Origin of the sequence: uncultured Fibrella sp., from assembly GCF_964250085.1 — a bacterium.
GTDB lineage: Bacteria > Bacteroidota > Bacteroidia > Cytophagales > Spirosomataceae > Fibrella.
Genome location: NZ_CAXUEC010000003.1, coordinates 745985 through 765870, shown reverse-complemented (window position 1 = coordinate 765870; position 19886 = coordinate 745985). Strand labels below are relative to the sequence as shown.

Here is a 19886-nt window from a genome sequence, read left to right as displayed (position 1 = left end):
GATTAAAGGATAAGGCCCAGGCCCAGGCCGCCAAGAATAAGCGCGTAGGGCGGTAACTTGGTGAACTCCAACAGGAGAATCGTGCCCATTACAACGGCCACAAACGGCCAGTGCGGGGCCATCGGCTCGAACAGGATAATAGCAGAAGCAGCGGTAAGGCCAGTGCTGGCCGCATTGATACCCTCCAGCGAAGCCCGCACCGGACGATGTCGTTTGAGCTGGTCCCAAAAACGGTAGACAAAAAAGATAAGGAACGTACCTGGCAGAAAAATCCCGACTGTGGAAACCAGGCTACCTAACAACTGCCCATGCAGGCCTTCTGTTCGCATGGCCAGCGTACCGATGTAAGAGGCAAAGGCGAAAACAGGCCCCGGCATGGCCTGAACCAGACCAAGACCCGACAGAAATTCTTCGCGGCTGACGTACTGTTTGAAAGCCACAAATTCATTGTACAGGATCGGCGTAAGCACCTGTCCGCCCCCAAAAACAAGGCTACCATTCCGGTAAAAATTCTCGAACAACCGGACCGGAAGCGATTGCGTTACGGCACCCAGCACGGCGGCCCCGACCAACACACCCAGCCACAACCCAAAATTGGCCCATTGGATCTGCATGGGCTGGTACGTCATTTTTTCATGCTTCCGGTAGGTGAGCGAGGTGGTGAGGCCTCCCACCACAATAACGATGGGCGTCAGAAAGGGCGAACGGAACGCGTAGGCCGCCAGAGCCGCCAGAATGGCGAGCACCAAACCCGTCTGATTATGAATCACTTTCCGGCCAATCCGGTAACCGGCCACCACCAGAAACCCCACGGCCATCGGCTGAATGTAGCGCGTAAATGCCAGCGATCCGTTGTGGCGCTGGATGTAATACACCCCGATGGCGGCGGCAGTCATGGCCAGTACGGCGGGCAGACACCAGATGAGCAGGGTCAGGTAAGCCAGGTTAGGGCCACCAATTTTATAGCCCAGTGCCGTGATCGTTTGTGTCGAGGTGGGGCCGGGAAGCAACTGGCAAAGGGCCGTTAACTCCATGAGTTCGGCCTCCGAAATGTAGCGCCTCCGGCCCACCAGTAAATCCAGGAACATGGTCAGGTGTACCTGTGGGCCCCCAAACGAGGTGACAGCCAGAATGAGCACATCTTTCAGGAAGATGATATACCGAATTTTCCGGACGGGGGCTAAGGTGGGCGGTCGTTTCAAGGGTAGGAATAGCAGTCAGTGGCAACCAACTGGTTACTTTTTAAGCCCCAATTCCATGAGACGCTCGTTGAGGAACTCACCGGCGGTCATATCCGAATAAAGCTTCGGATTCTGTGTATCTACGCAACTGTCGAGACAGGTCAGGTTCATTTCGGCGCGTGGATGCATGAAGAACGGGATCGAATAACGCGACGTACCCATCTTTTCGCGGGGTGGATTCACAACCTGGTGAATCGTCGATTTCAGGCGGTGGTTGGTCAGCCGATCGAGCATGTCGCCTACGTTCACGATGATCTGGTTGGGCAGTGCCGTAATGGCGATCCACTTTCCATCGCGGCGAAGTACCTGGAGCCCGTCGGCCGAGGCACCCATCAACAGGGTGATCAGGTTAATGTCGCCGTGGGCGGCAGCCCGTACAGCGCCGTCGGGTGTGGTGTTGGGGTCGAGCGGGAAGTAGTGCAGCGCGCGCAGGATGCTGTCGCCATTCCGAACTTTGGCTTCAAAATAATCTTCCGGCAGGTTGAGATACAGCGCGATAGCCCGCAGGAGTGTTTTGCCGGTTTGCTCCAGAATGCGGTACGTCTCTACACTGTACTGGCTAAACTCCGGGTATTCGTCTGGAAGCACGTTGGCGGGCATCGAGCCTTCGGGTTCCGGTTGACCGATATGGTAAAACTCTTTCAGGTCCGCCACTTTGAAGCCTTTAGCCGTTTCGCGTCCTTTGCCAATATAGCCCCGCTGGCCGTTCAGTTCCAGACGCTCGTATTTCCGTTTCACCTCATCGGGAGCCGAGAAAAACGATTGCGCCGCCGCATACAGATTTTTGGTAAGCTCATCGGTGAGGCCGTGGTTCTGAATGGCGACAAAGCCAATATTGGTAAACGCGTTACCCAGATCCTGCACAAATTGATGGCGACGATCGGGATCGCCGGCAGTGAAATCAGCCAGGTCGAGCGAAGGTATTTCGTTGTACTCTGATAAGTCAGTCATAACTAGTGACAAAGTTTTGCCCGCAAAATTACAAAAAACAGGCGCTAAAGTAAGTGTTCTTCCTGCTCGTGCGCCAAGGGAAGCCAAGCCATTAACGCATTTTTTAAAACAGCCCTCAGCCCGTGTGCGTTACGCAACTAATTGTCTGTGACCTCGCTGAAATGGTCAGTTAAACGTGCGTGCTTACGAATGTATTCTACTTCTTCCGTAACCCCTTCTTTGCCCAACGGTCCATCAGAGGGCCTTTTACAGATTGCCCTTGATCAATCGGCTAGTGGCATCGTCGTATATGAAGCCATTCGGGAAGAGGAACGAAAGACGATTCAATCGTTTAAAATAATACTGGTAAATAAACGGGCCGAGCAGGTGATCGGCCTTTCACGCCACGAGTTGATCGGTCAGTCGGTCGATAAACTGTTTCCCAGTTCATACAGTACCGATTTATGGGAAAATGTGGGGCGGGTTATCGAAACGGGCATTCCTCATCGGCAGGATTTTTTCTACCATGTTCGCCGGACCAATATCGCTTCCTGGTACGACCTGGTGACCGAACCGGTTGGGGATGGCAAACGCGCAGTTGTCTCATTCACTGATATTTCTGAATTGCGTTTAGCTCGGGAAACGATGCTAAGTGATTCTATTCTCTTCAAAGCCCTGTCGTCGACTGTACCTGAAGTAGGGGTTATCGTGACCAATTATTTTAAAAAAGTGATGATCGCCAGTGGTACACTACCCGGTCTGCTGTCGAGCAACGATCCAGAAGAGCTAATAGGTAGCCCACTGGAAAACTGCGTGTTGCCCGAGTTTAGAGATGACTGGCGTAACTATTTGGGCACCGCACTAACGGGCGAGTCGCACTTTTTTTCGGATCATTGGGGCGGGTGGCGCAGTGAGGTATATGTTGGTCCGGTGCGCAATCAGCAGGGAAACGTGGTCATGATTCTGATCGTCTTCAGAAACGTAACGGAGCAATATCGACAGCAACAGGCGCTCATTCAGAGCAATGCGGCTCTCCGGCAATCGAATCAGAGCCTGGAGCAGTTTGCCTACGTGGCCAGTCATGATTTGCAGGAACCTCTGCGCAAAATCCGGGCTTTTGGTGATCTGCTGAAGGCCAACTATAGCAAAGCGATTGGTAACGATGGCCAGGGTATGATTGATCGGATGCAGGCCGCTTCCGACCGGATGAGTACGCTCATTCAGTCACTGCTGTCGTATGCCCGGTTGAGTTCGGAACAAAAACCGCAGGAGGTAGTGCACCTTGAAGATCTCTTCAATGAGCTTATTCTTGATCTCGGCGTGCTGATTCAGGAACGAAAAGGAGTGGTTCGGTTGAAGCCGCCGATCCCCATCATTCCTGGCGATGAACAGCAGTTGAGGCAGTTGTTCCAGAATTTACTGACCAATGCGCTCAAATTTGTTCCCGCCGACCGCACGCCCCTTATTACCATTTCGGCGCGGGTTGTTGAGGGGCCACACGTACCCAATCTGGCAACGTCGGCCGAATCGCTCTATGCCGAAATAGTGGTTAAGGATAATGGCATCGGCATAGAACAGGCCAATTATGATAAAATATTCGGCCTGTTCAACCGGCTTCATGGCCGACAGCAGTTTGAGGGATCTGGTATTGGCCTGGCCACGACAAAAAAGGTAGTCGATAACCATAAAGGCACTATTACCCTGGAAAGTGAGGTGGGAAAAGGCACCGAGTTCCGGGTGTACCTGCCCGTAAACTCCGTCGCAACGGAGTCGTAGACGGGTTTAATTGGCTTCATTCAGTACGTTGCTGACGCGTGGCCCTTCGACAGGCTCAGGGCCACGCGTTAGCAACTTGCTCCACAAAGTTTACGGCGACAACGTACCTAGGCGAATGCTTTCGCTGCTTTATCCCAATCGTACAGGTTCCAGGCGGCAGCAACGTAATCTGCGCGCTTGTTCTGGTATTTCAGGTAGTAGGCATGCTCCCACACATCGAGGCCGATCAGGGGCGTACCTGGCTTCTCGGCTAGCTTCATCAGTGGGTTATCCTGGTTGGGCGTCGACACAATATCAACGCCGCTGCCATCTTTGATAAGCCACACCCAACCCGAACCGAACCGGCCGGTGGCTGCTTTCGCCCACTCCTCCTTGAACTTGTCGAACGAGCCGTATTTCTTATTGATTGCGTCGGCCAGGGCGCCTTTGGGCTGACCACCACCTTTGGGCGACAGGGTGTTCCAGAAAAAGGTGTGATTCCAGTGCCCTCCACCATTATTCCGAATGGCCGCCGGGGTTTTAGCATCGATACTTTTCACTAACTGGTCGATGTTCATGCCTGCCATCTCGGTGCCTGCAACTGCTTTGTTCAGGTTATCGACATACGCTTTATGGTGCCTGTCGTGGTGAATCTCCATTGTCATCTTGTCGATATGTGGCTCAAGAGCGGCCGCATCATAGGGGAGAGGAGCGAGTGTGAATGGCCCGGCCTGTTGCCCTGCCAGCACATGAGATTGAGCAAACGTGAGCCCGGCGGCGGCACCAAAGGCCAGCTTTAAAAATTCAGAACGATTCATGTCAACAGGAGTTGTTTTAAGTACAAAAAAGGCGGTAGAGGCCTGTGATAAGCATCTGCCGCCTTGTAATGGGCAAGTAACAATGTTTTCAACGGACAGCCAAACCTGGCCCAATACCCTTAGCGCACGGGAACACCCGGGCGGCTAAGTCCGGCCGAACCGGGGCGGGGTGCCGAGCCGGGCGTTGGTACTCGCCGCCGCGAAACGATGCGGTCGCCATCGCGAAGTTGGTTCTCTTCAACGGTTTTATAGGGATCGACAAAGCGGTATGGCCTGTACCAGGCCCGCCGGATGTAGAAGTACCATTCGTAGAATTCGCCCCTGGGGTTGGCAATCTGAATCATTCGATTCGGATTCTTGCGATTGTCTTCGTCGATGGTCAGCTTGAAGCCATCACCCACCAGCATCACGTCGGGAATTTTCGAGCGCATGTCGTATGGGTTGGGCTCGTTGTAGTTGACGTCCAGCACAAACGTGACCACCTTCGTGCTGTTTCTGTCGCGTTCGGTCAGATTCGGGAGGCGAATCAGCGGATTGTATTTCCAGATCTTATAAATCTTGGGCGGAATCCGTTCGTACAGTTCGTAGGCCCAACTGATAAAATACGGTAACGGAAACGCCAGCATGCTGCTGATGAGTGGCCGTACATTGCCTCTGAATTCCTGCGTATTCAACGACTCAAACAACTTGGTTGAATACGTCAGGAAGAAAAGCGTCAGGCTGCCTACCAATCCAATATACAACGTCATGATGGTGCCCGTCATGTAATCGTCGTATTTGATCCAGTTGAACATGGACCGAAGGATGGTGACGTGGATCATGCCCAGCAGGAACACAATGGCCAGGGTGATGGCGTAGATCCACAGGCCAACGTCGCTGGTGGCGGGCAGAAACTCGTTGATCACGATCGCGTGCGCCAGGAAGCCCACCAGGGCGAATACCAGCATGGCCGCCAGCGTATATAGAATCGTTGACCTGACACTGGGTTTGCGAATAAAGCGACCCTTTGCCTGGTTGACAGTACCTGTAACCAGCGTGCGGGCTTCATTGCCAAGGTTAGGTGTATACATGGAAGACAGGAGGTAGTTTACTTTTCCGATGGAGATACAAGCTTCAGTGCTAATAACGGCATTCCTATCCAAATTATACTATCTATCTTACAAAACGGACTACTTACTTTACGCCGATAATGGCCAGCATTCGTCCGGTCAGGCCCCGCTCGAGCCGGTGCGAAAAGTAATCGCCGTTGTTCAGTACAGTAGAGTACGGCGACACGTCGATCTGCGCGTCGGTCAGCCCGAAAGCCCGCAACTGATCGGCGTTGGCTTGTTTCAGGTCTACCAGCACATTGCCCGTAACCGGATCGGTCGTGGTTCGGTTCTCGGCAAACTGGCTGGCTACTTCTGCACCCACTTCAAACGAACAGGCGTCGATACACGTACCTACGTAGGCCAGGCAATCGGTGGCCTGCGTGCCGTACTGCGTCCGCATTTCGTGCAGTGCCTTTGTTACGATGCCGCCCACCGTTCCCCGCCAGCCTGCGTGGATAGCCGCGACGGCCCGATGTCGGGTGTCAAAAATCAGCACTGGTGTGCAATCGGCTACGGTTACGCCCACTGCCAGGCCAGGTACGTTGGTAATCAGCGCGTCGAAGCCAGTCGTTCGCCCGGCCTCGGTCACGACCTGCACAGCCGTACCGTGAACCTGATATGAACTGGCAAGCTGTTGCTCGGTCAAGTGCCAATGGGCGAGCCAGCGCCGCCGGTTTTCGGCCACGTGTGCCGGGTCATCATCCGTGTTGATGCCCAGGTTCAGCGACGTGTAGGGGGCCGGGCTACAACCTCCGTGACGCGTACTTTCGGCGGCAATCAGCGCCGGGAAAGAAGCAAACAGGGGAGGGGTCCGAAAGGAAGCGTGTTGCATAAGGTAAAAATAAATACCAGACGCTGAATGTTGGATAACAGAACCGAATCAAGCTAGTGTATGTATGCCCCGTAGTTGACATCTACCAGCCGACATCCGGCGCCCAGCCTCTATTTTTACCCTATGATTGAGCGAATTCGCAAGTGGTTAAATCAGCCTTTAGCTGAAGATTTCAGTTGGCGCACGCAGGGTTGGTTGTCCGTGCAGGCCGGTTTGTACGTATTTCTGTTTTTGGTAGTATTCAATGGTGGCTCGGGAAACTGGTTGTCACGCCTACCCATAAACGCGCTGTTGGCGGTGGGCTGTTCCGTGTCGTCGTTGCTGGCCAACACGGTTGCTGCCCGGCTATTTCCCGTCTGGTATGATGAAGACCGCTGGACGGTTGGCCGTCATGCCCTGCACGTATTGTTCGTTTTGTTTGTGGTATTGGTTGGCAATGAATTTATATTGGCTGCCTGCCAACTACCCGGACCACCGTTTCTGACTATGTACCTGATGGTCACGCTGATTGGCTTTGTGCCTGTCTTTGTTGGGGTGATGCTGGCCGAACGTCGCCGCCTGACCCGTAACCTGGCTCAGGCGCAGCAACTCAACGCCCAACTCGATCAACTTCATCAGCCGAACGTACCTGAGACTCAGTCTGAACCGGAGTTGCCGACAGGGATTTTGCTCACGGGCGAAACCGGTAAAGAGCGACTGAGCCTGTTGCCGAATCAACTAATCTACGTTGAATCGGTGGGGAATTACGTGGAGGTACACTGGCTGAATTTCATGTTTCCGCAAAAGACGGTGCTCCGCAGTACGCTGAAAGAGGTGGAAGCCGCCACGACGCACGATCCGCAACTTTTTCGTTGTCATCGTGCCTTTCTGATCAACCTTCGGGCGGTGAGCCACACCACCGGAAATAGCCGGGGCTACCAGCTAACGATGAGCGGTTCAAACCGGGAAATTCCTGTTTCCCGCAGTTACCTGGCCGCTTTCAACGCCCGTATGGCGCAACTGACATAACATGGTCATTCGTTTTATTGGTTATCAGCGTTGCCTGGGTACGTTCCTAAGAAGGGCAATAACCAATAACCAATCACTCCTGCGCCAGCAGGTAAAGCACGGCCATGCGTACGGCCACGCCATTTTCTACCTGATCGAGGATGATGCTGTGGGGCGAATCGGCGGCGTCGGAGGTGAGTTCAACGCCCCGGTTTATCGGGCCGGGGTGCATCAGTACGATCGGCCGGTCAAGCTCATCAAGCATCTGGCGGCTGATACCAAAATAAAGGCTGTACTCGCGCAGACTGGGGAAATACTTGATCTGTTGCCGTTCGAGCTGAATGCGAAGCACGTTGGCCACGTCGCACCACTGCAACGCCTCGCGCACGTCGTGACTGACACGTACGCCCAGCGCTGCCATGTGTTTGGGAATCAGCGTAGTTGGTCCGCAAACCATCACATCCGCCCCCTGTTTTTGCAGGCAGAAAATATTGGAGAGCGCCACACGCGAGTGAGTGATATCGCCGATAATGGCGATGCGTTTTCCCGCCAGATCACCGCCGAGTTTTTCGCGCATCGAAAACGAGTCGAGCAGGGCCTGGGTTGGGTGTTCGTGTGTACCATCGCCCGCGTTCACAACATTGGCCGGGATGCGCGACGACAGGTAATGCGGCGAACCGGGACTGCTATGCCGCATCACAATCATATCGACCTTCATGGCCAGGATGTTGTTGACCGTGTCGAGCAGCGTTTCCCCTTTCTTTACCGAGCTGCCCGACGCCGAGAAATTAACGACATCGGCCGAAAGGCGTTTCTCAGCCAGTTCAAACGAGAGGCGGGTACGGGTCGAATTTTCGAAAAAGACGTTGGCAATCGTGATGTCCCGCAGGGAGGGGACTTTCTTGATTGGCCGGTTAATGACGTCTTTAAATTGGGTAGCTGTCTCCAGAATCAGTTGGATGTCGTTCGGAGTCAGGTCTTTAATGCCAAGCAGGTGGCGCGTACTAAGTTGCGGCATGGGGCGCGGCGGGGGCGACGATTTGGCAAATGTACTTCGTAAACGGCTAAATGGGTAATTGATCTGATTGGGAACATGGGATGACGGTTTGTTGCCGCGGGTTTTCGCTGCCCGTTGCGTTTCTCCGAACCAGCCTGACGTACCTAGCGGGCGCATGACAGCGTATTAGTTTTGCTCCGTCTGTAAGAAATCGCTTCCTGTTCGGTGAGGCGACATGACAACCGCATTGGGTTAATGTAACCTCGAACGTACTCGACGTAACCGAGTTAAAACGGCTTTGCAAAGCCGTTGGGGGAGGAGGAAAAGGGCCAAAAGAAAGAGCCAAGCAGGTTTCTGCGTGGCTCGGTCAATAAATCAGTAAGTTGCTTTTCAGCATTTGCAGAGAGAGAGGATTTAGCACCCCCCATGTGCAAGTATGGTTAATTATTTGGTTTAGAGACCGTTCCACTCAAATACATTACGAGTGAAATTCCGACGTAACCTCATCTGTAACCGCAACGTGTGCAAAAAGAGGGATACCCCTTTTTTAAGCTACCTGTGGCCAGAGTGCGAAGAGCTCCCCAGTGGCAGGATGATTGCGAATTTCAGACCGGTCTGGAGTTACGTCGTTAGACTTTCCCGGCATTGCCTCCAGCATCCGTTGCAGGAAAGCAATTTGTTGATTCTTGGCCCGAAGCTCTTCTTCAAAGATTCGACGCATCTCATCGAAGCCTGCTTGCACTCGGCCGAGTACGGCTTCTCCGAACGCACCACCGTCGACCGACTTGTTCGTCGTCACTGGTTCCGCTTTCCGAAACATCTCGCCCTGGCCCTTCATCAGCCAATCCGGCGAGACCTCCGGGTAGACCTCTAGAATGCCTTCCAAGACATCATAGCTCGGTTTCCCTTTACCATCAACGATGTAGTTGATAGTCGTCGATGCTTTGTTGATCGACTTTGCAAACGCATTGTGAGACATCTTCATTGCAGTAATGAGTTGCCCAATGCGTTGATTAATGGTTGTCTCCATGTTATCTGCTGTTATTCCGATTTAGACATTACTGAGGTCTTTCCACTTTTCAATAGCTTCTCCCTTGCCCAACCTACTTTCTACAATTGTTAGAGATTGGTCTGCAACAGTAGCGAGTTTTACGTAGGGAGCTTTATCCTTCTGTTTGTTCCCGTTCTCACTAATTGAACATCCTAAGAGCAATAAAGAAGCACTTTTAGAGAATAAAGTAGCCCGCAGTGCGATTATAGGCTATTTAAGTTTTAAAAATTTAACTAGTTGATTTTCAGAAGCATAAAATAGTGTATCCATAAATATGCATAGTAATTATAGAAAACTATTGCACAGTTATTCATAACTCTCTAATATTGCCCCCGTTGTTACAGACAAATATAGATACGCTATAGAATAATGATAGCGATTTAGCAAAATTCTGTGCAACCGGTACATTATGAGCTTGAGAACAAATCCAATTGCCCGGCTGCTTGAACTGCTCCCCGCGAAGGTGGCCGATGAGAAACGGGCAGCAATCCTGAATGAGCTTCAGCCGCTCGGATTCGAGTCGCACTGGCGGCAAACGTGCCTGCGCGAACACATCACCACTGGCAAAATCTTCGCCCATCCCGCCTGGGTGATTTGTAAGCACCTCGAAGTGCCGATGGAGTTCCTGTGGGATGCCGATCTGGCAGTGAAGGTGTCGCGTGATCTGGTCGAGAAGCATACGGCCATGCAACTCGAAAGTATATGACATGGGTATCCCTCTATGGCTGGTTTTTGCCGGCACTAACGACACTTCTGGTGGTGATTTGCCTGATACTGGGTGGCCTGGTTACGTACCTGACCTGCCGCAATATCAACCACGCTACGCAGACTGATGACTCTAACGCTTAACTAGTTCACCCTAAAACTATCTCCTAAATGAACATGCCTGATGCCCGTAAGATCGCTGAAACGATCGGCTATATCGACTCCTATCAGGAGCGTAGCAACACGCTGATCTCGGAAATGACCAATATCAGCTATCCCAATAACCTCCGTGTTGAGATAATGCTCCTGGGTTCGATGGATGCAGCCCTGCCTGAACTGGAAAAGGTAACGTTCTGGGGTAACGGCGATGGCTTTGAAAACCGGATTATGCAGGCCATGATTGCCGCTGGAGCGGTTGAAGCGCAGCGGATTATAACAGAGTTACTCCTGGAGATCGAACGTGCATGAGCCATCGCCCCACATTCGACGCGCAGTTGCCACCCCTTCAGTGGGTTGGTGGCCACCAGGTACAGGATTTGCTTAACCTGGTCAATTACGCAACCCTCTCGCTCCGTGACCGCTGGAGCCTGATCGACCGCATCGATCAGAAGCAGGACCAGTACCAGAAATGGTTGACCAAAATGCCCACTCAGGGCACTGAGTACGAGACGGTAAAGAATACGCTCGTGCAACTCAAAGCCAAGCGCCTGGAAATTTATCTGACAATTAAGCCTGCATTTGCGGGCAAGATTCATCGCGCCAGTCAACATCCCACCCACTCATGAAACGGACATTTCATCCCGATCTCCGTGAATTGTTGACTAGCTATGAGCTACGCATGAGCCTGTCGGTTACGGCCAACCGGGTGGTTCGGTGGCGTAAAAGGGCGCAACAGTTCCGTCGCTGGCCTCGACTCCTGCGCCTGGCCGCTGGTGGATCATTCACGCAGTTGTTGATCGATCTGGTTGCCGACGTAGCCGAAAGCGATTATCTGGAAGAAGTAATGGCCTGGGAAAACCCACTGTCGGGTGAGATGTAACCCGTCCTGTAGGGTGGTGGGGTACGCAGGTACGTTTGTGATTGAGATTTTGTGGGGTAGCTCAGATGGTTAGAGCGGTGATGTCGTGCTGGCTCAGCAGGCATATAGGTCGCTGGTTCGAATCCAGCCCCCACAGCGATACTGGAAAGTCCAGGATCAGGGTTTAGGATAATAAGTTTAGGATTAGTCAGGACAGGTCGCCTGACGGGTAAGGGTTTTTATGCCTTTTCAGATTCAGGTGACCTTGTTTTTTCTGCCTAAACAGACCTGCCCAGCGGGGTAAAAGCCGCAACGTATATACATAGCCGTTCGGCACTCGAACGCTTCCAGCGGTACCACTGGCGGCATTTGGAACGGCTCCTCAAAAAAATGGCCTTCTGGGCTTCAGGGGAGAGGTATGCCTTATTGTTTCAATTTTTCCACCTGCGCTTTCTATAGATATCTATAGAATTCTATCGAATACTCCGGTAAACCGATAGAGCGGTAGAGCGATAGAGTCTCGTATACTACTGTATTTACTATAGAAAGCGCGAAATGAAAATTTCGTCATGCAACGCGAAAAGTCCCGAACATCTGCCCTAAAACCCTCTGATTATCAATCCCTTTTCAAATTTCGTCTTGAATTCCACCCGGCTACCGAAGAATACAGCCGGAAAAACGGTAAGCCCTGGATCTGGTACAGTTACGATAAGCCCGACGAGCGCGACCTGTTCCCGCCAGCACTGGCTGGCCGCATCCGTGAACAATGGCAGATGGTGCTGCAACGTACCTTTCGCTACCCAGATCTGTACGACCTGCTGAAAGATTGCTACCCGGTACAGAAGGTCGACGCGGCCGGTGAAGAGGCCTGCGATGCGATGACCACCGTCTGGATGCCGCTGGCCAAAGTGCACCACGCTGATGCCCTGAGCCTCAAATATGACACAGTACTTAGCGATATTCTGACGCTGGTAGGTTGGAATAACTTTCAGTTCAATCACTCGAATAAACTACGGATGCAACCGGGCTTCAGTCCACGCCTGGTCACCAACCGCGACTTTTACGGCATCCAGGCATTCGAACAAAACGCGCAGATAGCTTTCTGGTTCTCAACCCGCAAGCTTCGCCTGGTAACGGTATACGATAACCGCTGCTACCACGCCGACAACAAGATCGGCACCATCGGCCCCGATGAATACCCCGAACCCAAGGGCGTTCTGGCCCCACCTCCCCGCCTAAAAACGCATACACCCGGTGCCAGTGCTAAGCCGAACGATGGCCGCACCTGGGAAACGGTATCCGTCAGTTCCATGCTGAAAAACCTGGCTGGGCCGCACACGGCTGTGCCGGATTCAGCCACCCTCGTAACCACTTAGTAATCACTCAAAAACCGTAATTAAGCCCACCGATGACCTACACATTCGAGACCTGGGTAAGCTACCCAGCCCGCGCTGTAAATGCAGAAGATGGCCTGCGCATTGAGTTCAGCGTTCCAGTCCACAGCGACCTTCAGACCGCGATGAAAAACCCCGACAAGCGGGAGATCTTATGCAAATACCGTGTTCGGAAAGGCTTTCTATGGGGTCAATTAGGCCGAAACGCGAGAGTAAAGATCGAAGCTACGCTCGTTGACGGAGCCAGAGGTGGCCAGCACCTGCACTGCTCAACAGTCGAAATCCTGGAAGGCAAGCCCAGGACAACCAAAGCTGACCCAATTGCTCGGCGTATGGAGAAGAAGCTGGCCAAACAGGCCGGTATTTCCCTGGCCGACCTACGACCGCAGAAACCCGCGAAGGCTACCGCTTCAGCACCTCCGGCGGTCGCTCTTTCAACCCCGCAACTCAGTCTTTTTTAGTACGTATACCATCGTTTCACCGGGCGGCGAACCGCTCAATCTATTGTTTCACATGCTTACATCTCCTGCTCCAGGTACGTTGGCTACGATGCCCGCATCAGCCGTATCAAACCGATATCGGACCATCAAACTCTATCAAGTCACGGCCAGGATGCGCCTAACTGCCCGGCGCGAAGGCCGCACCGCTGATGCCGACAGCCTCACCAATCTATTGGCCTACCTGCGGCCTCAGATCGGACGGGCATGAACACACTGGCTTTGCGGATCACACCTGGTGAGTTTCGGGAATTGGTGATGTTCATTCGTTTCAATACGCACCATCATACCTCGGTGCCACTGCATCGACGCCCGTTGGGCCTGGCGGTGCTGCACATGTACCTGACCAGCCTGACACCCGCCCGACTCTATACCTGGCAAGTGCGCGATCGCCGAAAACAATATGCACTGAAGATGCCATTAGCCGTTGTCCTGGCGCTGCACACCGAAATGCAGAACGCTATGCTCACCGGAGCGCAGCAACTGCTGCTGGGTACGTTAGATCAGGCTATGGTGAACTACCAGAACCAGTATGATCAACCACTGACAATCGCCGACAGTCAGTTCGTCAGCAGCGACCAACCTTTCTAATTCATTTTTCCACTTTATAGCTACAGCAACCATGTTACAGGGATTGATTATTGGCCGGTTAGGCCGCGACGCAGAAGTAAAAGAAGGCAAAGAAAGCAAGCAGTTTGTGAGCTTCGCTGTGGCCGTGGACAAGTCCTATAAAGATGCGTCTGGGCAGAAGATCGAGCGAACCGAATGGGTCGACTGCGTTGCCGATCGGACTGGTGTGACACCATACCTGGTGAAAGGCCAGCAGGTGGTTATCCAGGGTGATATCAAAGCCGAAAACTACGTCTCAAACAAAGATCAGAAGGTGTACGCCAAGCTCAAAATTCGGGCTTACAGCATTCAACTGGTAGGCAGCAAGCCAGAAAGCAGTAGTGCTGGCCAGCCCGCTGCGGCTCCGCCAGTAACGGCACCGGTACCGTCAACAGCGGCAGCGCTGGGCGGCTTTGCTCCCAATTCAGATGACGATCTACCATTCTGATGGAGAACCTACTAACTACCCCAACAAGCCAGTTAATTCTGGCCGAGCGGAAAGCCCAGATAGCGAAGTGGGCGGTCCCGCGTCCGGGCAAACAGCACCTGGAGCCAACTGATTGGCTGCTGATCCTGAATGAGGAGATGGGTGAACTAGCTAAGGCCATGTGGGAAAAGAAGAACATCGACCACATGATTGAAGAAGCGGTGCAGGTAGCAGCAGTTGCTGTTCAAATTGCCGAGTGGGTCAGTGAGCGGGTTGGCTGGGAGAACAGCAGCGAAGAAGTGCTGCTAAAGTCAGTCGAATTTAAGAAACCATTTACTAACTGGCCAGCACGAAGGCTTTATGTGAAAATGATCAGCGAGGTAGGAAGCCTGGCATTCCATATTGACCATAACCATCACCAATTCTTATCTAGATGGTCAGAGATCATACGAATACTGATCAACAACGGCTACCTGCTGATTAATGAACTCAGTGCATTGAAAGTAGATGGCTATGAACGACTTGACGCTTCGGCTGAATGACCACCACGAAACCAGTGCTCCTGAGCGGGCACTGGTTTACGAAATCCGCAACCAGGTACGTACCCATAATGCCCGACTCGACGGAATGGAGCCTGACCTGGCCAGCCTGTTTCGCGGCATTGAAGCCTACCTGATCACGCTCCGGACCGGTACGCCGGAGCGGCAATATCTACAAGCCAAGCGCATCAGCTGGCGGCGAGCCAATGATAGGCTGGAGCTCATCGATTACCGCACCAATAACCGACTCATCCTAACCGTATCACAACTTGACACTCTTTGAATTTAACGAAACCCGAATCTTGCAGTTTACCCAGCGCACTGGACAGACGAAAGCCCAGGCGATGGCCCAGATCATGAAGGCCTACGGGGAAGAGTGCAATCAACAGGCTGTCAATGATCTGATCGATCCAGTGGTCGATGAGGCATTGCGATCGCATAACCGGCCTAAGCCATGAGCAAGCAATTTAACCTATTTGGTGAGGAGGTTTCAGAAGCACCACAGCCTGGTAAACCGCTCCGGATACAGGATAAACTACGCCTGGCAAGAGCAGAGGGTAAGACACTGATCAGGCTGGAAGGCTGGTCAGGATCGCCGACCTGGATCATTAAAACGATAACAGAAAACGGCGCTGGGGGCTGGAAACACCTCGAAAAGCACACGGATGCTGAGGTAGCCAAAAGCCGATACAACGAACTTTTAAATTCTGGTAAGTATGCCGAAGGCTAAAGAAGTAACGCTCGATGACGAGATCAAAGAGCAGGAACGCGAATTGGGGATGCGGGAGCGCTACTACCCCGACTGGACAAAAGGCCCAAAACCCCGATTAAGTCCCGAACTGGCCGAGCACCGACTGGCCTGCTCAAGGGCTACACTAAAACGCCTGATCGCCCAGCGCGACGCAATCATCGCCGCAAAGGGTATACAACAGACTCTTGCCTTATAACCAACACCATCGTGAACGATACTACAGCGACAAAGCCGATTCGGCGAATCAAACGGAAGAATGGCTCATTTGCCATCACCAGCATCACAAAATCGGGCAACGCCAGCCGGATCAGTGAACACGGCTCAGCTTCAGAGTGCATCAAGGCGTATAAGGAGTTGCTGGCCACCGGCCTTTATCACGAAGCAGAATGACTACTAACAAACCATAATAATCTCCCTATCCATGGCCCATAAACTTAAAATTAGACTTTGTTGTGAAGACCAGGCAATGGTTGAAAAAGCCGTTGACGTGCTAACGACCCTTTTTCCTGATCTGCGTTTTTCGGCCGCCAGATTAGGAAATAATCCTAAGTATGCCGATTCGCCGAAGTATTTCAGCTATGGCGAACCCCGTACCAAAAATGGACAGCCAGTGCCAGTTGATCTGGAGGCTGCTTTACCAGCAGGGAAAAAGGCGATAAAGAAATCCCCTGTAACCCGGCGATTAACATGAATCCATATCCCTTGCAGTGGCCATATGGCTGGCCAAAGACGGTGCTGCATGAAGCCTGGTCGACGTCGAAGCTGGAGACACTGGCCAGCGAGCGCGATACCCTGCTGAAGGAGCTGGAGCGGTTGGGAGCAACGAAGGTGGTGATCACGAGCAACGGGCAGGTTGGCGCCAGTGGCCAGCTGCTGGCAAAGCAGGCCAAACTCCGGGAGCCAGGCGTAACGGTCTTTTTTCGATTAGGTACTTTCGATTACGCCATTGCATCAGATCGGTACGATTCACTGGCAGGGAATCTTCGGGCGCTTGGCTCAACGGTGAACTGCCTGCGCACGATCAGCCGCCATCATTCACCTTATCTATTGCGGCATTTATTAAGCCCACTCTGTTGGAGAGCCTGTTCAGCACGTCCGGAGCCAGGCGCACACTCGTCGGCCGACAACACCAGAAGTGCCGGGAGTGGCCAGCGAAAGAAGGGCCAGCAAAAACCGCCACCGAAGCAGGAGCAAGCCCGTCGACCACCGCCAACCCCGAAAGCCACTCCCTGGCGGGTTATGCTGGGTGATCTAGGCAAGGTGCTAACCTGGGAGACGGTCAAAAAGAACTACCGCAAACTGGCCATGGAGCTGCATCCAGATAAAGGTGGTACCACCACTGGCTTTCAGGATCTGCAACGTGCCTACGAAGAAGCCAAACAGTTTTTCAACCAATCATGATCGACACCGATACCGAACGCCACTTCGAGGCATCACTTACCACCAGTACGACCTTGAAAATAACAACATCTGAAACCATGCCTACCTTAAGAATAAGCTACCCCATCATTCGCTTTCACACAATAAATGTGGCGTTGAGCGACAAGGAAATGGTCGACGTGCAAAATATGAGCCTGGAAGAGCAAGCCGAGTTCATCGAGACTCAACATCAACGTTTAGACATCGATGAAATGATAATGAGTCGTCGCGATATAGCTAGCGCCCTGGATATGAACTACGCCACAATTAAGCAGGTATAACCACAGGAATCTGAAACATGGCACACGAATGTTTTTCTTGCGGTGGCGAATGCTACTGTAATGGCGATATAGACGATTGTATTGTATCACTCACACCAGCCAAATGCGAATCATGTGGATGCGAAGAAGGCACCGACGACTATTCAGATGATGACGACTGGGACGATGACGATGGAGACGATACGTATGATCCTGCCGAAGATTTCGCCTACCTAACCGACGAAGAGTTGGAAGAATAACAGAAACCCACCTAACGATTATACTAAGGTTTAATCTCGAACTTATGGATACTTCGCTCGAAACGTTTCACCGACAATTTCCCGGAAAACCCTTACCCACATTTGCTGGTGCTCAGGTAGACTATTTACGTGATATAAAGTCCACCCACAATGAACCCGCAGAAGGGGTGGTTGTGGAACTTGACAAAGTTGTTGGTCTGTTTGACACCCATGTAAACTATTTTAAAAAAGGCTATTCAAACCACATCCTCCCTTTAACTTGGTTGCAATTGCTGGATGACTTACGCCGAGGCTTCAAGTATTCAAGCGATGACATAGAGAAGATTGACGATGACCTCCTGAATTCCAGGAATGTATCGCCTGGGAGTGGTGATGCTATTTCGCTTCGGTATCTGGTCTCTGAGGATAAGTATTTTATCGCTTCCGGCGTCCACCGAATCACCTATTTGAAGTTTAGAGGAGATCGTTCTTCATTCTTTTGCGAGAAGCGACACATAGTATTCGGTGAGCGTTGCTGAACATTGCACTCCTCCAGTAACCTGCTCTACTTGACCCAACAACCGCAAGGGCTGATGCGCCGACAGACGTTTTCACCCTTGCCGAGTTGGGTGGAGTACAGACCCTAGTCGGTTTCAGCTTATTCAGCTTAATTTGCACAATGGCAAACGACGATCTATACATTCATTACTCCGAGGTAGATGGTGCATTATGGGAATCACATCGAGCGGATTACGACAATCATAAATACAAACTCTTATCAGACGATTCCCTGCCTTATGATGTAAGTGGCATCTTTTGCCGGGGCGTGGAAGAGAAACACCCACAGGTTGGAAGTATCATTAACAATCCAGATCGTCGGCCACCCTATCCCAAGTTTGTAACAATCCAGCAAGAGCTGGAGACGTTTCTGTTTTGGCATCAGCGCATTGCTAAGTAGGTTTGAACAACTAGCCCGGCCTAAACGTCGGGCTTTTTATTTGGCCATTGCACTGTTCCAGTGACCTGCTCCACTTTGCCTGGAACTTACGCAAACACTACCGCAGGAACTTGCACGTCGGCGAGGGTAGTGCGTTGTTTGTCCTACCCAACCGAAACGGGGCTAACACGCAGATTACTAGATGGAAACGCAGGATATTTTATCAAACGCAACCCTTAACAAAACCGAAAAAATCCGCCAATTACTGGCCCTCGGTTTAACCCGCCGACAAGTAGCCGACCTAACCGGAGGCAACTACGGATTTGTGCAGAACGTGTTTGCCCGCTACTGGCCCAGCCAGGTACGTAGCCGCCAGCAACAGGCCATCGCCGACGCCTTCAGCTTCATTCCTTTCAACCGCCGATTCGGTATTGAAATTGAAGCCTACAACGTTAACAAGAACACGCTGGCCACTGCGCTCCGGGCCGCAGGCATCGAGGTTGAAGTGGAAGGCTACAACCACAACACCCGGCCACACTGGAAGATAGTAACCGACGCCAGTCTGAACGGAGCCAACAGCTTCGAACTGGTAAGCCCGATTTTGGAAGGTCAGGCGGGGTTAGTCGAACTGGAAACCGTATGCCGGGTTATGAAGCAAAAACGCGCTTACATCAACCGCAGCTGCGGCCTGCACGTACATTTCGATGCCGCCAACATCGGGCTACCACAAACCAAGAACCTGCTCGTTAATTACGCCCGCTACGAAAGCGTTATCGACAGCTTTATGCCAGCCTCGCGCCGGGGCACCACCAACGGCTACTGCCAAAGCCTAACGGCCCTGACCAGCCGGATCGACGCGGCCACCACCATGAACGCCCTGACCAGCACGGTTATGCCAAGCCGGTATTTTAAGGTAAACCTGCAAAGCTACCTGCGCTACAAAACCATCGAATTTCGCCAGCACAGCGGCACCGTTGAATTTGAGAAGATCAGCAACTGGGTGCTATTTTTACACAACCTCGTTGAGTACAGCCGCACCAGCCGGGTTGGAACGGCCAGCATGGAAAGCCTGCAAACGATTCAACAACCTGAAATTTTCACCTATTACCATAACCGCCAGAGCGAATTAGCCGCATGACCTTTAAAACCCCAGAAGGGGACGTTCTGACCGGAACGTCCCCCACCGACATAGTAACGGCCCTGCGCGACGGTGGCCGCTTCACAAGCCAGCAAACGTTAGCCGAGTATATGGAAGACTTTGCCGAGCGCTTCGAGGTCTGGAACGGCCCAGCGCCGCTTCGAACCGATACGCCCGACAACTTCGTGGCCGATCTAATCACTGAAGGCTACCTGATCAATTCGGCCGACAACGTACCTGACTGACCTCAT

The 19886-nt window shown here is 52.4% G+C and carries 33 protein-coding genes and 1 tRNA gene; 27 read left to right on the top strand and 7 right to left on the bottom strand.

All coding sequences use genetic code 11. From position 1 onward, the window contains the following. Positions 1-2 precede the first annotated feature (2 nt). Positions 3-1202: a chromate efflux transporter gene (gene chrA / locus ACFE8Q_RS12850; RefSeq protein ID WP_375445795.1), complete on the bottom strand. Its 1200-nt coding sequence runs from the start codon at positions 1200-1202 to the stop codon at positions 3-5. A gap of 33 nt (positions 1203-1235) precedes the next feature. Then, positions 1236-2192: an isopenicillin N synthase family dioxygenase gene (locus ACFE8Q_RS12845; RefSeq protein ID WP_375445794.1), complete on the bottom strand. Its 957-nt coding sequence runs from the start codon at positions 2190-2192 to the stop codon at positions 1236-1238. Positions 2193-2381: 189 nt separating this feature from the next. Between ACFE8Q_RS12845 and ACFE8Q_RS12840 the strand changes: the two genes are divergently transcribed. After that, entirely contained in the window at positions 2382-3947 is a 1566-nt protein-coding gene (locus ACFE8Q_RS12840) for an ATP-binding protein (protein WP_375445793.1), read from the top strand. 107 nt (positions 3948-4054) lie between these two features. Here the strand turns inward: ACFE8Q_RS12840 and ACFE8Q_RS12835 are convergent, their stop codons facing one another. From ACFE8Q_RS12835 to pgeF, 3 genes are all read right to left on the bottom strand, one after another. Beyond that, complete coding sequence (locus ACFE8Q_RS12835) at positions 4055-4744, bottom strand: superoxide dismutase (protein WP_375445792.1); 690 nt, start codon at positions 4742-4744, stop codon at positions 4055-4057. A gap of 119 nt (positions 4745-4863) precedes the next feature. Beyond that, positions 4864-5814: a TssN family type VI secretion system protein gene (locus ACFE8Q_RS12830; RefSeq protein ID WP_375445791.1), complete on the bottom strand. Its 951-nt coding sequence runs from the start codon at positions 5812-5814 to the stop codon at positions 4864-4866. Positions 5815-5917: 103 nt separating this feature from the next. Beyond that, on the bottom strand, positions 5918-6667 hold the full coding sequence (gene pgeF, locus ACFE8Q_RS12825) for a peptidoglycan editing factor PgeF (protein ID WP_375445790.1): 750 nt from the start codon (positions 6665-6667) through the stop codon (positions 5918-5920). A 123-nt stretch (positions 6668-6790) separates the two neighbouring features. On the opposite strand from pgeF, the gene ACFE8Q_RS12820 reads away from it, so the two are divergent. Continuing rightward, entirely contained in the window at positions 6791-7675 is an 885-nt protein-coding gene (locus tag ACFE8Q_RS12820; RefSeq protein WP_375445789.1) for a LytTR family DNA-binding domain-containing protein, read from the top strand. A gap of 73 nt (positions 7676-7748) precedes the next feature. Here the strand turns inward: ACFE8Q_RS12820 and ACFE8Q_RS12815 are convergent, their stop codons facing one another. Then, positions 7749-8672, bottom strand: a complete 924-nt coding sequence (locus tag ACFE8Q_RS12815) for an aspartate carbamoyltransferase catalytic subunit (RefSeq protein ID WP_375445963.1) — start codon at positions 8670-8672, stop codon at positions 7749-7751. Between the two features lie 526 nt (positions 8673-9198). Next, entirely contained in the window at positions 9199-9681 is a 483-nt protein-coding gene (locus ACFE8Q_RS12810; protein WP_375445788.1) for a helix-turn-helix domain-containing protein, read from the bottom strand. 430 nt (positions 9682-10111) lie between these two features. On the opposite strand from ACFE8Q_RS12810, the gene ACFE8Q_RS12805 reads away from it, so the two are divergent. The 25 genes from ACFE8Q_RS12805 to ACFE8Q_RS12685 all read left to right on the top strand — a co-directional run bounded on the left by ACFE8Q_RS12805 (position 10112) and on the right by ACFE8Q_RS12685 (position 19880). Beyond that, positions 10112-10408 (top strand): hypothetical protein, encoded by a 297-nt coding sequence (locus tag ACFE8Q_RS12805; protein ID WP_375445787.1) that lies wholly within the window; start codon positions 10112-10114, stop codon positions 10406-10408. After that, the gene (locus tag ACFE8Q_RS12800) at positions 10405-10551 is read left to right on the top strand and encodes a hypothetical protein (RefSeq protein ID WP_375445786.1); all 147 of its coding nucleotides are present in this window, start codon (positions 10405-10407) and stop codon (positions 10549-10551) included. The genes ACFE8Q_RS12805 and ACFE8Q_RS12800 overlap by 4 nt, the downstream gene beginning before the upstream one ends. 27 nt (positions 10552-10578) lie before the next feature. After that, entirely contained in the window at positions 10579-10875 is a 297-nt protein-coding gene (locus ACFE8Q_RS12795; protein WP_375445785.1) for a hypothetical protein, read from the top strand. After that, the gene (locus tag ACFE8Q_RS12790) at positions 10872-11192 is read left to right on the top strand and encodes a hypothetical protein (protein ID WP_375445784.1); all 321 of its coding nucleotides are present in this window, start codon (positions 10872-10874) and stop codon (positions 11190-11192) included. Before ACFE8Q_RS12795 ends, ACFE8Q_RS12790 begins: the two co-directional genes overlap by 4 nt. Further along, on the top strand, positions 11189-11446 hold the full coding sequence (locus ACFE8Q_RS12785; protein WP_375445783.1) for a hypothetical protein: 258 nt from the start codon (positions 11189-11191) through the stop codon (positions 11444-11446). The genes ACFE8Q_RS12790 and ACFE8Q_RS12785 overlap by 4 nt, the downstream gene beginning before the upstream one ends. Before the next feature lie 50 nt (positions 11447-11496). Further along, positions 11497-11582 (top strand) — tRNA-Ala (locus tag ACFE8Q_RS12780). A gap of 412 nt (positions 11583-11994) precedes the next feature. After that, on the top strand, positions 11995-12801 hold the full coding sequence (locus tag ACFE8Q_RS12775) for a hypothetical protein (RefSeq protein ID WP_375445782.1): 807 nt from the start codon (positions 11995-11997) through the stop codon (positions 12799-12801). A gap of 32 nt (positions 12802-12833) precedes the next feature. After that, complete coding sequence (locus ACFE8Q_RS12770) at positions 12834-13280, top strand: hypothetical protein (RefSeq protein ID WP_375445781.1); 447 nt, start codon at positions 12834-12836, stop codon at positions 13278-13280. A gap of 52 nt (positions 13281-13332) precedes the next feature. Then, the gene (locus ACFE8Q_RS12765) at positions 13333-13527 is read left to right on the top strand and encodes a hypothetical protein (protein WP_375445780.1); all 195 of its coding nucleotides are present in this window, start codon (positions 13333-13335) and stop codon (positions 13525-13527) included. Beyond that, a complete protein-coding gene (locus ACFE8Q_RS12760; RefSeq protein ID WP_375445779.1) occupies positions 13524-13907 on the top strand; it encodes a hypothetical protein in 384 nt (127 codons plus the stop codon). The genes ACFE8Q_RS12765 and ACFE8Q_RS12760 overlap by 4 nt, the downstream gene beginning before the upstream one ends. 31 nt (positions 13908-13938) lie before the next feature. Further along, complete coding sequence (locus tag ACFE8Q_RS12755) at positions 13939-14373, top strand: single-stranded DNA-binding protein (protein ID WP_375445778.1); 435 nt, start codon at positions 13939-13941, stop codon at positions 14371-14373. Next, positions 14373-14894: a hypothetical protein gene (locus ACFE8Q_RS12750; protein WP_375445777.1), complete on the top strand. Its 522-nt coding sequence runs from the start codon at positions 14373-14375 to the stop codon at positions 14892-14894. Before ACFE8Q_RS12755 ends, ACFE8Q_RS12750 begins: the two co-directional genes overlap by 1 nt. Beyond that, entirely contained in the window at positions 14866-15174 is a 309-nt protein-coding gene (locus ACFE8Q_RS12745; RefSeq protein ID WP_375445776.1) for a hypothetical protein, read from the top strand. Before ACFE8Q_RS12750 ends, ACFE8Q_RS12745 begins: the two co-directional genes overlap by 29 nt. Then, positions 15161-15349 (top strand): hypothetical protein, encoded by a 189-nt coding sequence (locus ACFE8Q_RS12740; protein WP_375445775.1) that lies wholly within the window; start codon positions 15161-15163, stop codon positions 15347-15349. The genes ACFE8Q_RS12745 and ACFE8Q_RS12740 overlap by 14 nt, the downstream gene beginning before the upstream one ends. Then, the gene (locus ACFE8Q_RS12735) at positions 15346-15621 is read left to right on the top strand and encodes a hypothetical protein (RefSeq protein WP_375445774.1); all 276 of its coding nucleotides are present in this window, start codon (positions 15346-15348) and stop codon (positions 15619-15621) included. Before ACFE8Q_RS12740 ends, ACFE8Q_RS12735 begins: the two co-directional genes overlap by 4 nt. Beyond that, positions 15608-15838, top strand: a complete 231-nt coding sequence (locus ACFE8Q_RS12730; protein ID WP_375445773.1) for a hypothetical protein — start codon at positions 15608-15610, stop codon at positions 15836-15838. The genes ACFE8Q_RS12735 and ACFE8Q_RS12730 overlap by 14 nt, the downstream gene beginning before the upstream one ends. Before the next feature lie 11 nt (positions 15839-15849). Then, positions 15850-16032, top strand: coding sequence for a hypothetical protein (locus ACFE8Q_RS12725; protein ID WP_375445772.1), 183 nt, complete (start codon positions 15850-15852; stop codon positions 16030-16032). Positions 16033-16063: 31 nt separating this feature from the next. Beyond that, positions 16064-16333 (top strand): hypothetical protein, encoded by a 270-nt coding sequence (locus ACFE8Q_RS12720; protein WP_375445771.1) that lies wholly within the window; start codon positions 16064-16066, stop codon positions 16331-16333. Further along, on the top strand, positions 16330-17043 hold the full coding sequence (locus tag ACFE8Q_RS12715) for a DnaJ domain-containing protein (RefSeq protein WP_375445770.1): 714 nt from the start codon (positions 16330-16332) through the stop codon (positions 17041-17043). Before ACFE8Q_RS12720 ends, ACFE8Q_RS12715 begins: the two co-directional genes overlap by 4 nt. Continuing rightward, positions 17040-17342 carry a hypothetical protein gene (locus ACFE8Q_RS12710; RefSeq protein ID WP_375445769.1) on the top strand — a complete coding sequence of 101 codons (303 nt, stop codon included), beginning with the start codon at positions 17040-17042 and terminating at the stop codon, positions 17340-17342. Before ACFE8Q_RS12715 ends, ACFE8Q_RS12710 begins: the two co-directional genes overlap by 4 nt. A gap of 17 nt (positions 17343-17359) precedes the next feature. After that, positions 17360-17581, top strand: coding sequence for a hypothetical protein (locus ACFE8Q_RS12705; protein ID WP_375445768.1), 222 nt, complete (start codon positions 17360-17362; stop codon positions 17579-17581). A 44-nt stretch (positions 17582-17625) separates the two neighbouring features. Further along, positions 17626-18099 carry a hypothetical protein gene (locus tag ACFE8Q_RS12700; RefSeq protein WP_375445767.1) on the top strand — a complete coding sequence of 158 codons (474 nt, stop codon included), beginning with the start codon at positions 17626-17628 and terminating at the stop codon, positions 18097-18099. A gap of 140 nt (positions 18100-18239) precedes the next feature. Then, positions 18240-18518 carry a hypothetical protein gene (locus ACFE8Q_RS12695; protein WP_375445766.1) on the top strand — a complete coding sequence of 93 codons (279 nt, stop codon included), beginning with the start codon at positions 18240-18242 and terminating at the stop codon, positions 18516-18518. A gap of 181 nt (positions 18519-18699) precedes the next feature. Beyond that, complete coding sequence (locus ACFE8Q_RS12690) at positions 18700-19635, top strand: amidoligase family protein (RefSeq protein WP_375445765.1); 936 nt, start codon at positions 18700-18702, stop codon at positions 19633-19635. Beyond that, entirely contained in the window at positions 19632-19880 is a 249-nt protein-coding gene (locus tag ACFE8Q_RS12685) for a hypothetical protein (RefSeq protein ID WP_375445764.1), read from the top strand. Before ACFE8Q_RS12690 ends, ACFE8Q_RS12685 begins: the two co-directional genes overlap by 4 nt. Positions 19881-19886: the final 6 nt, after the last annotated feature.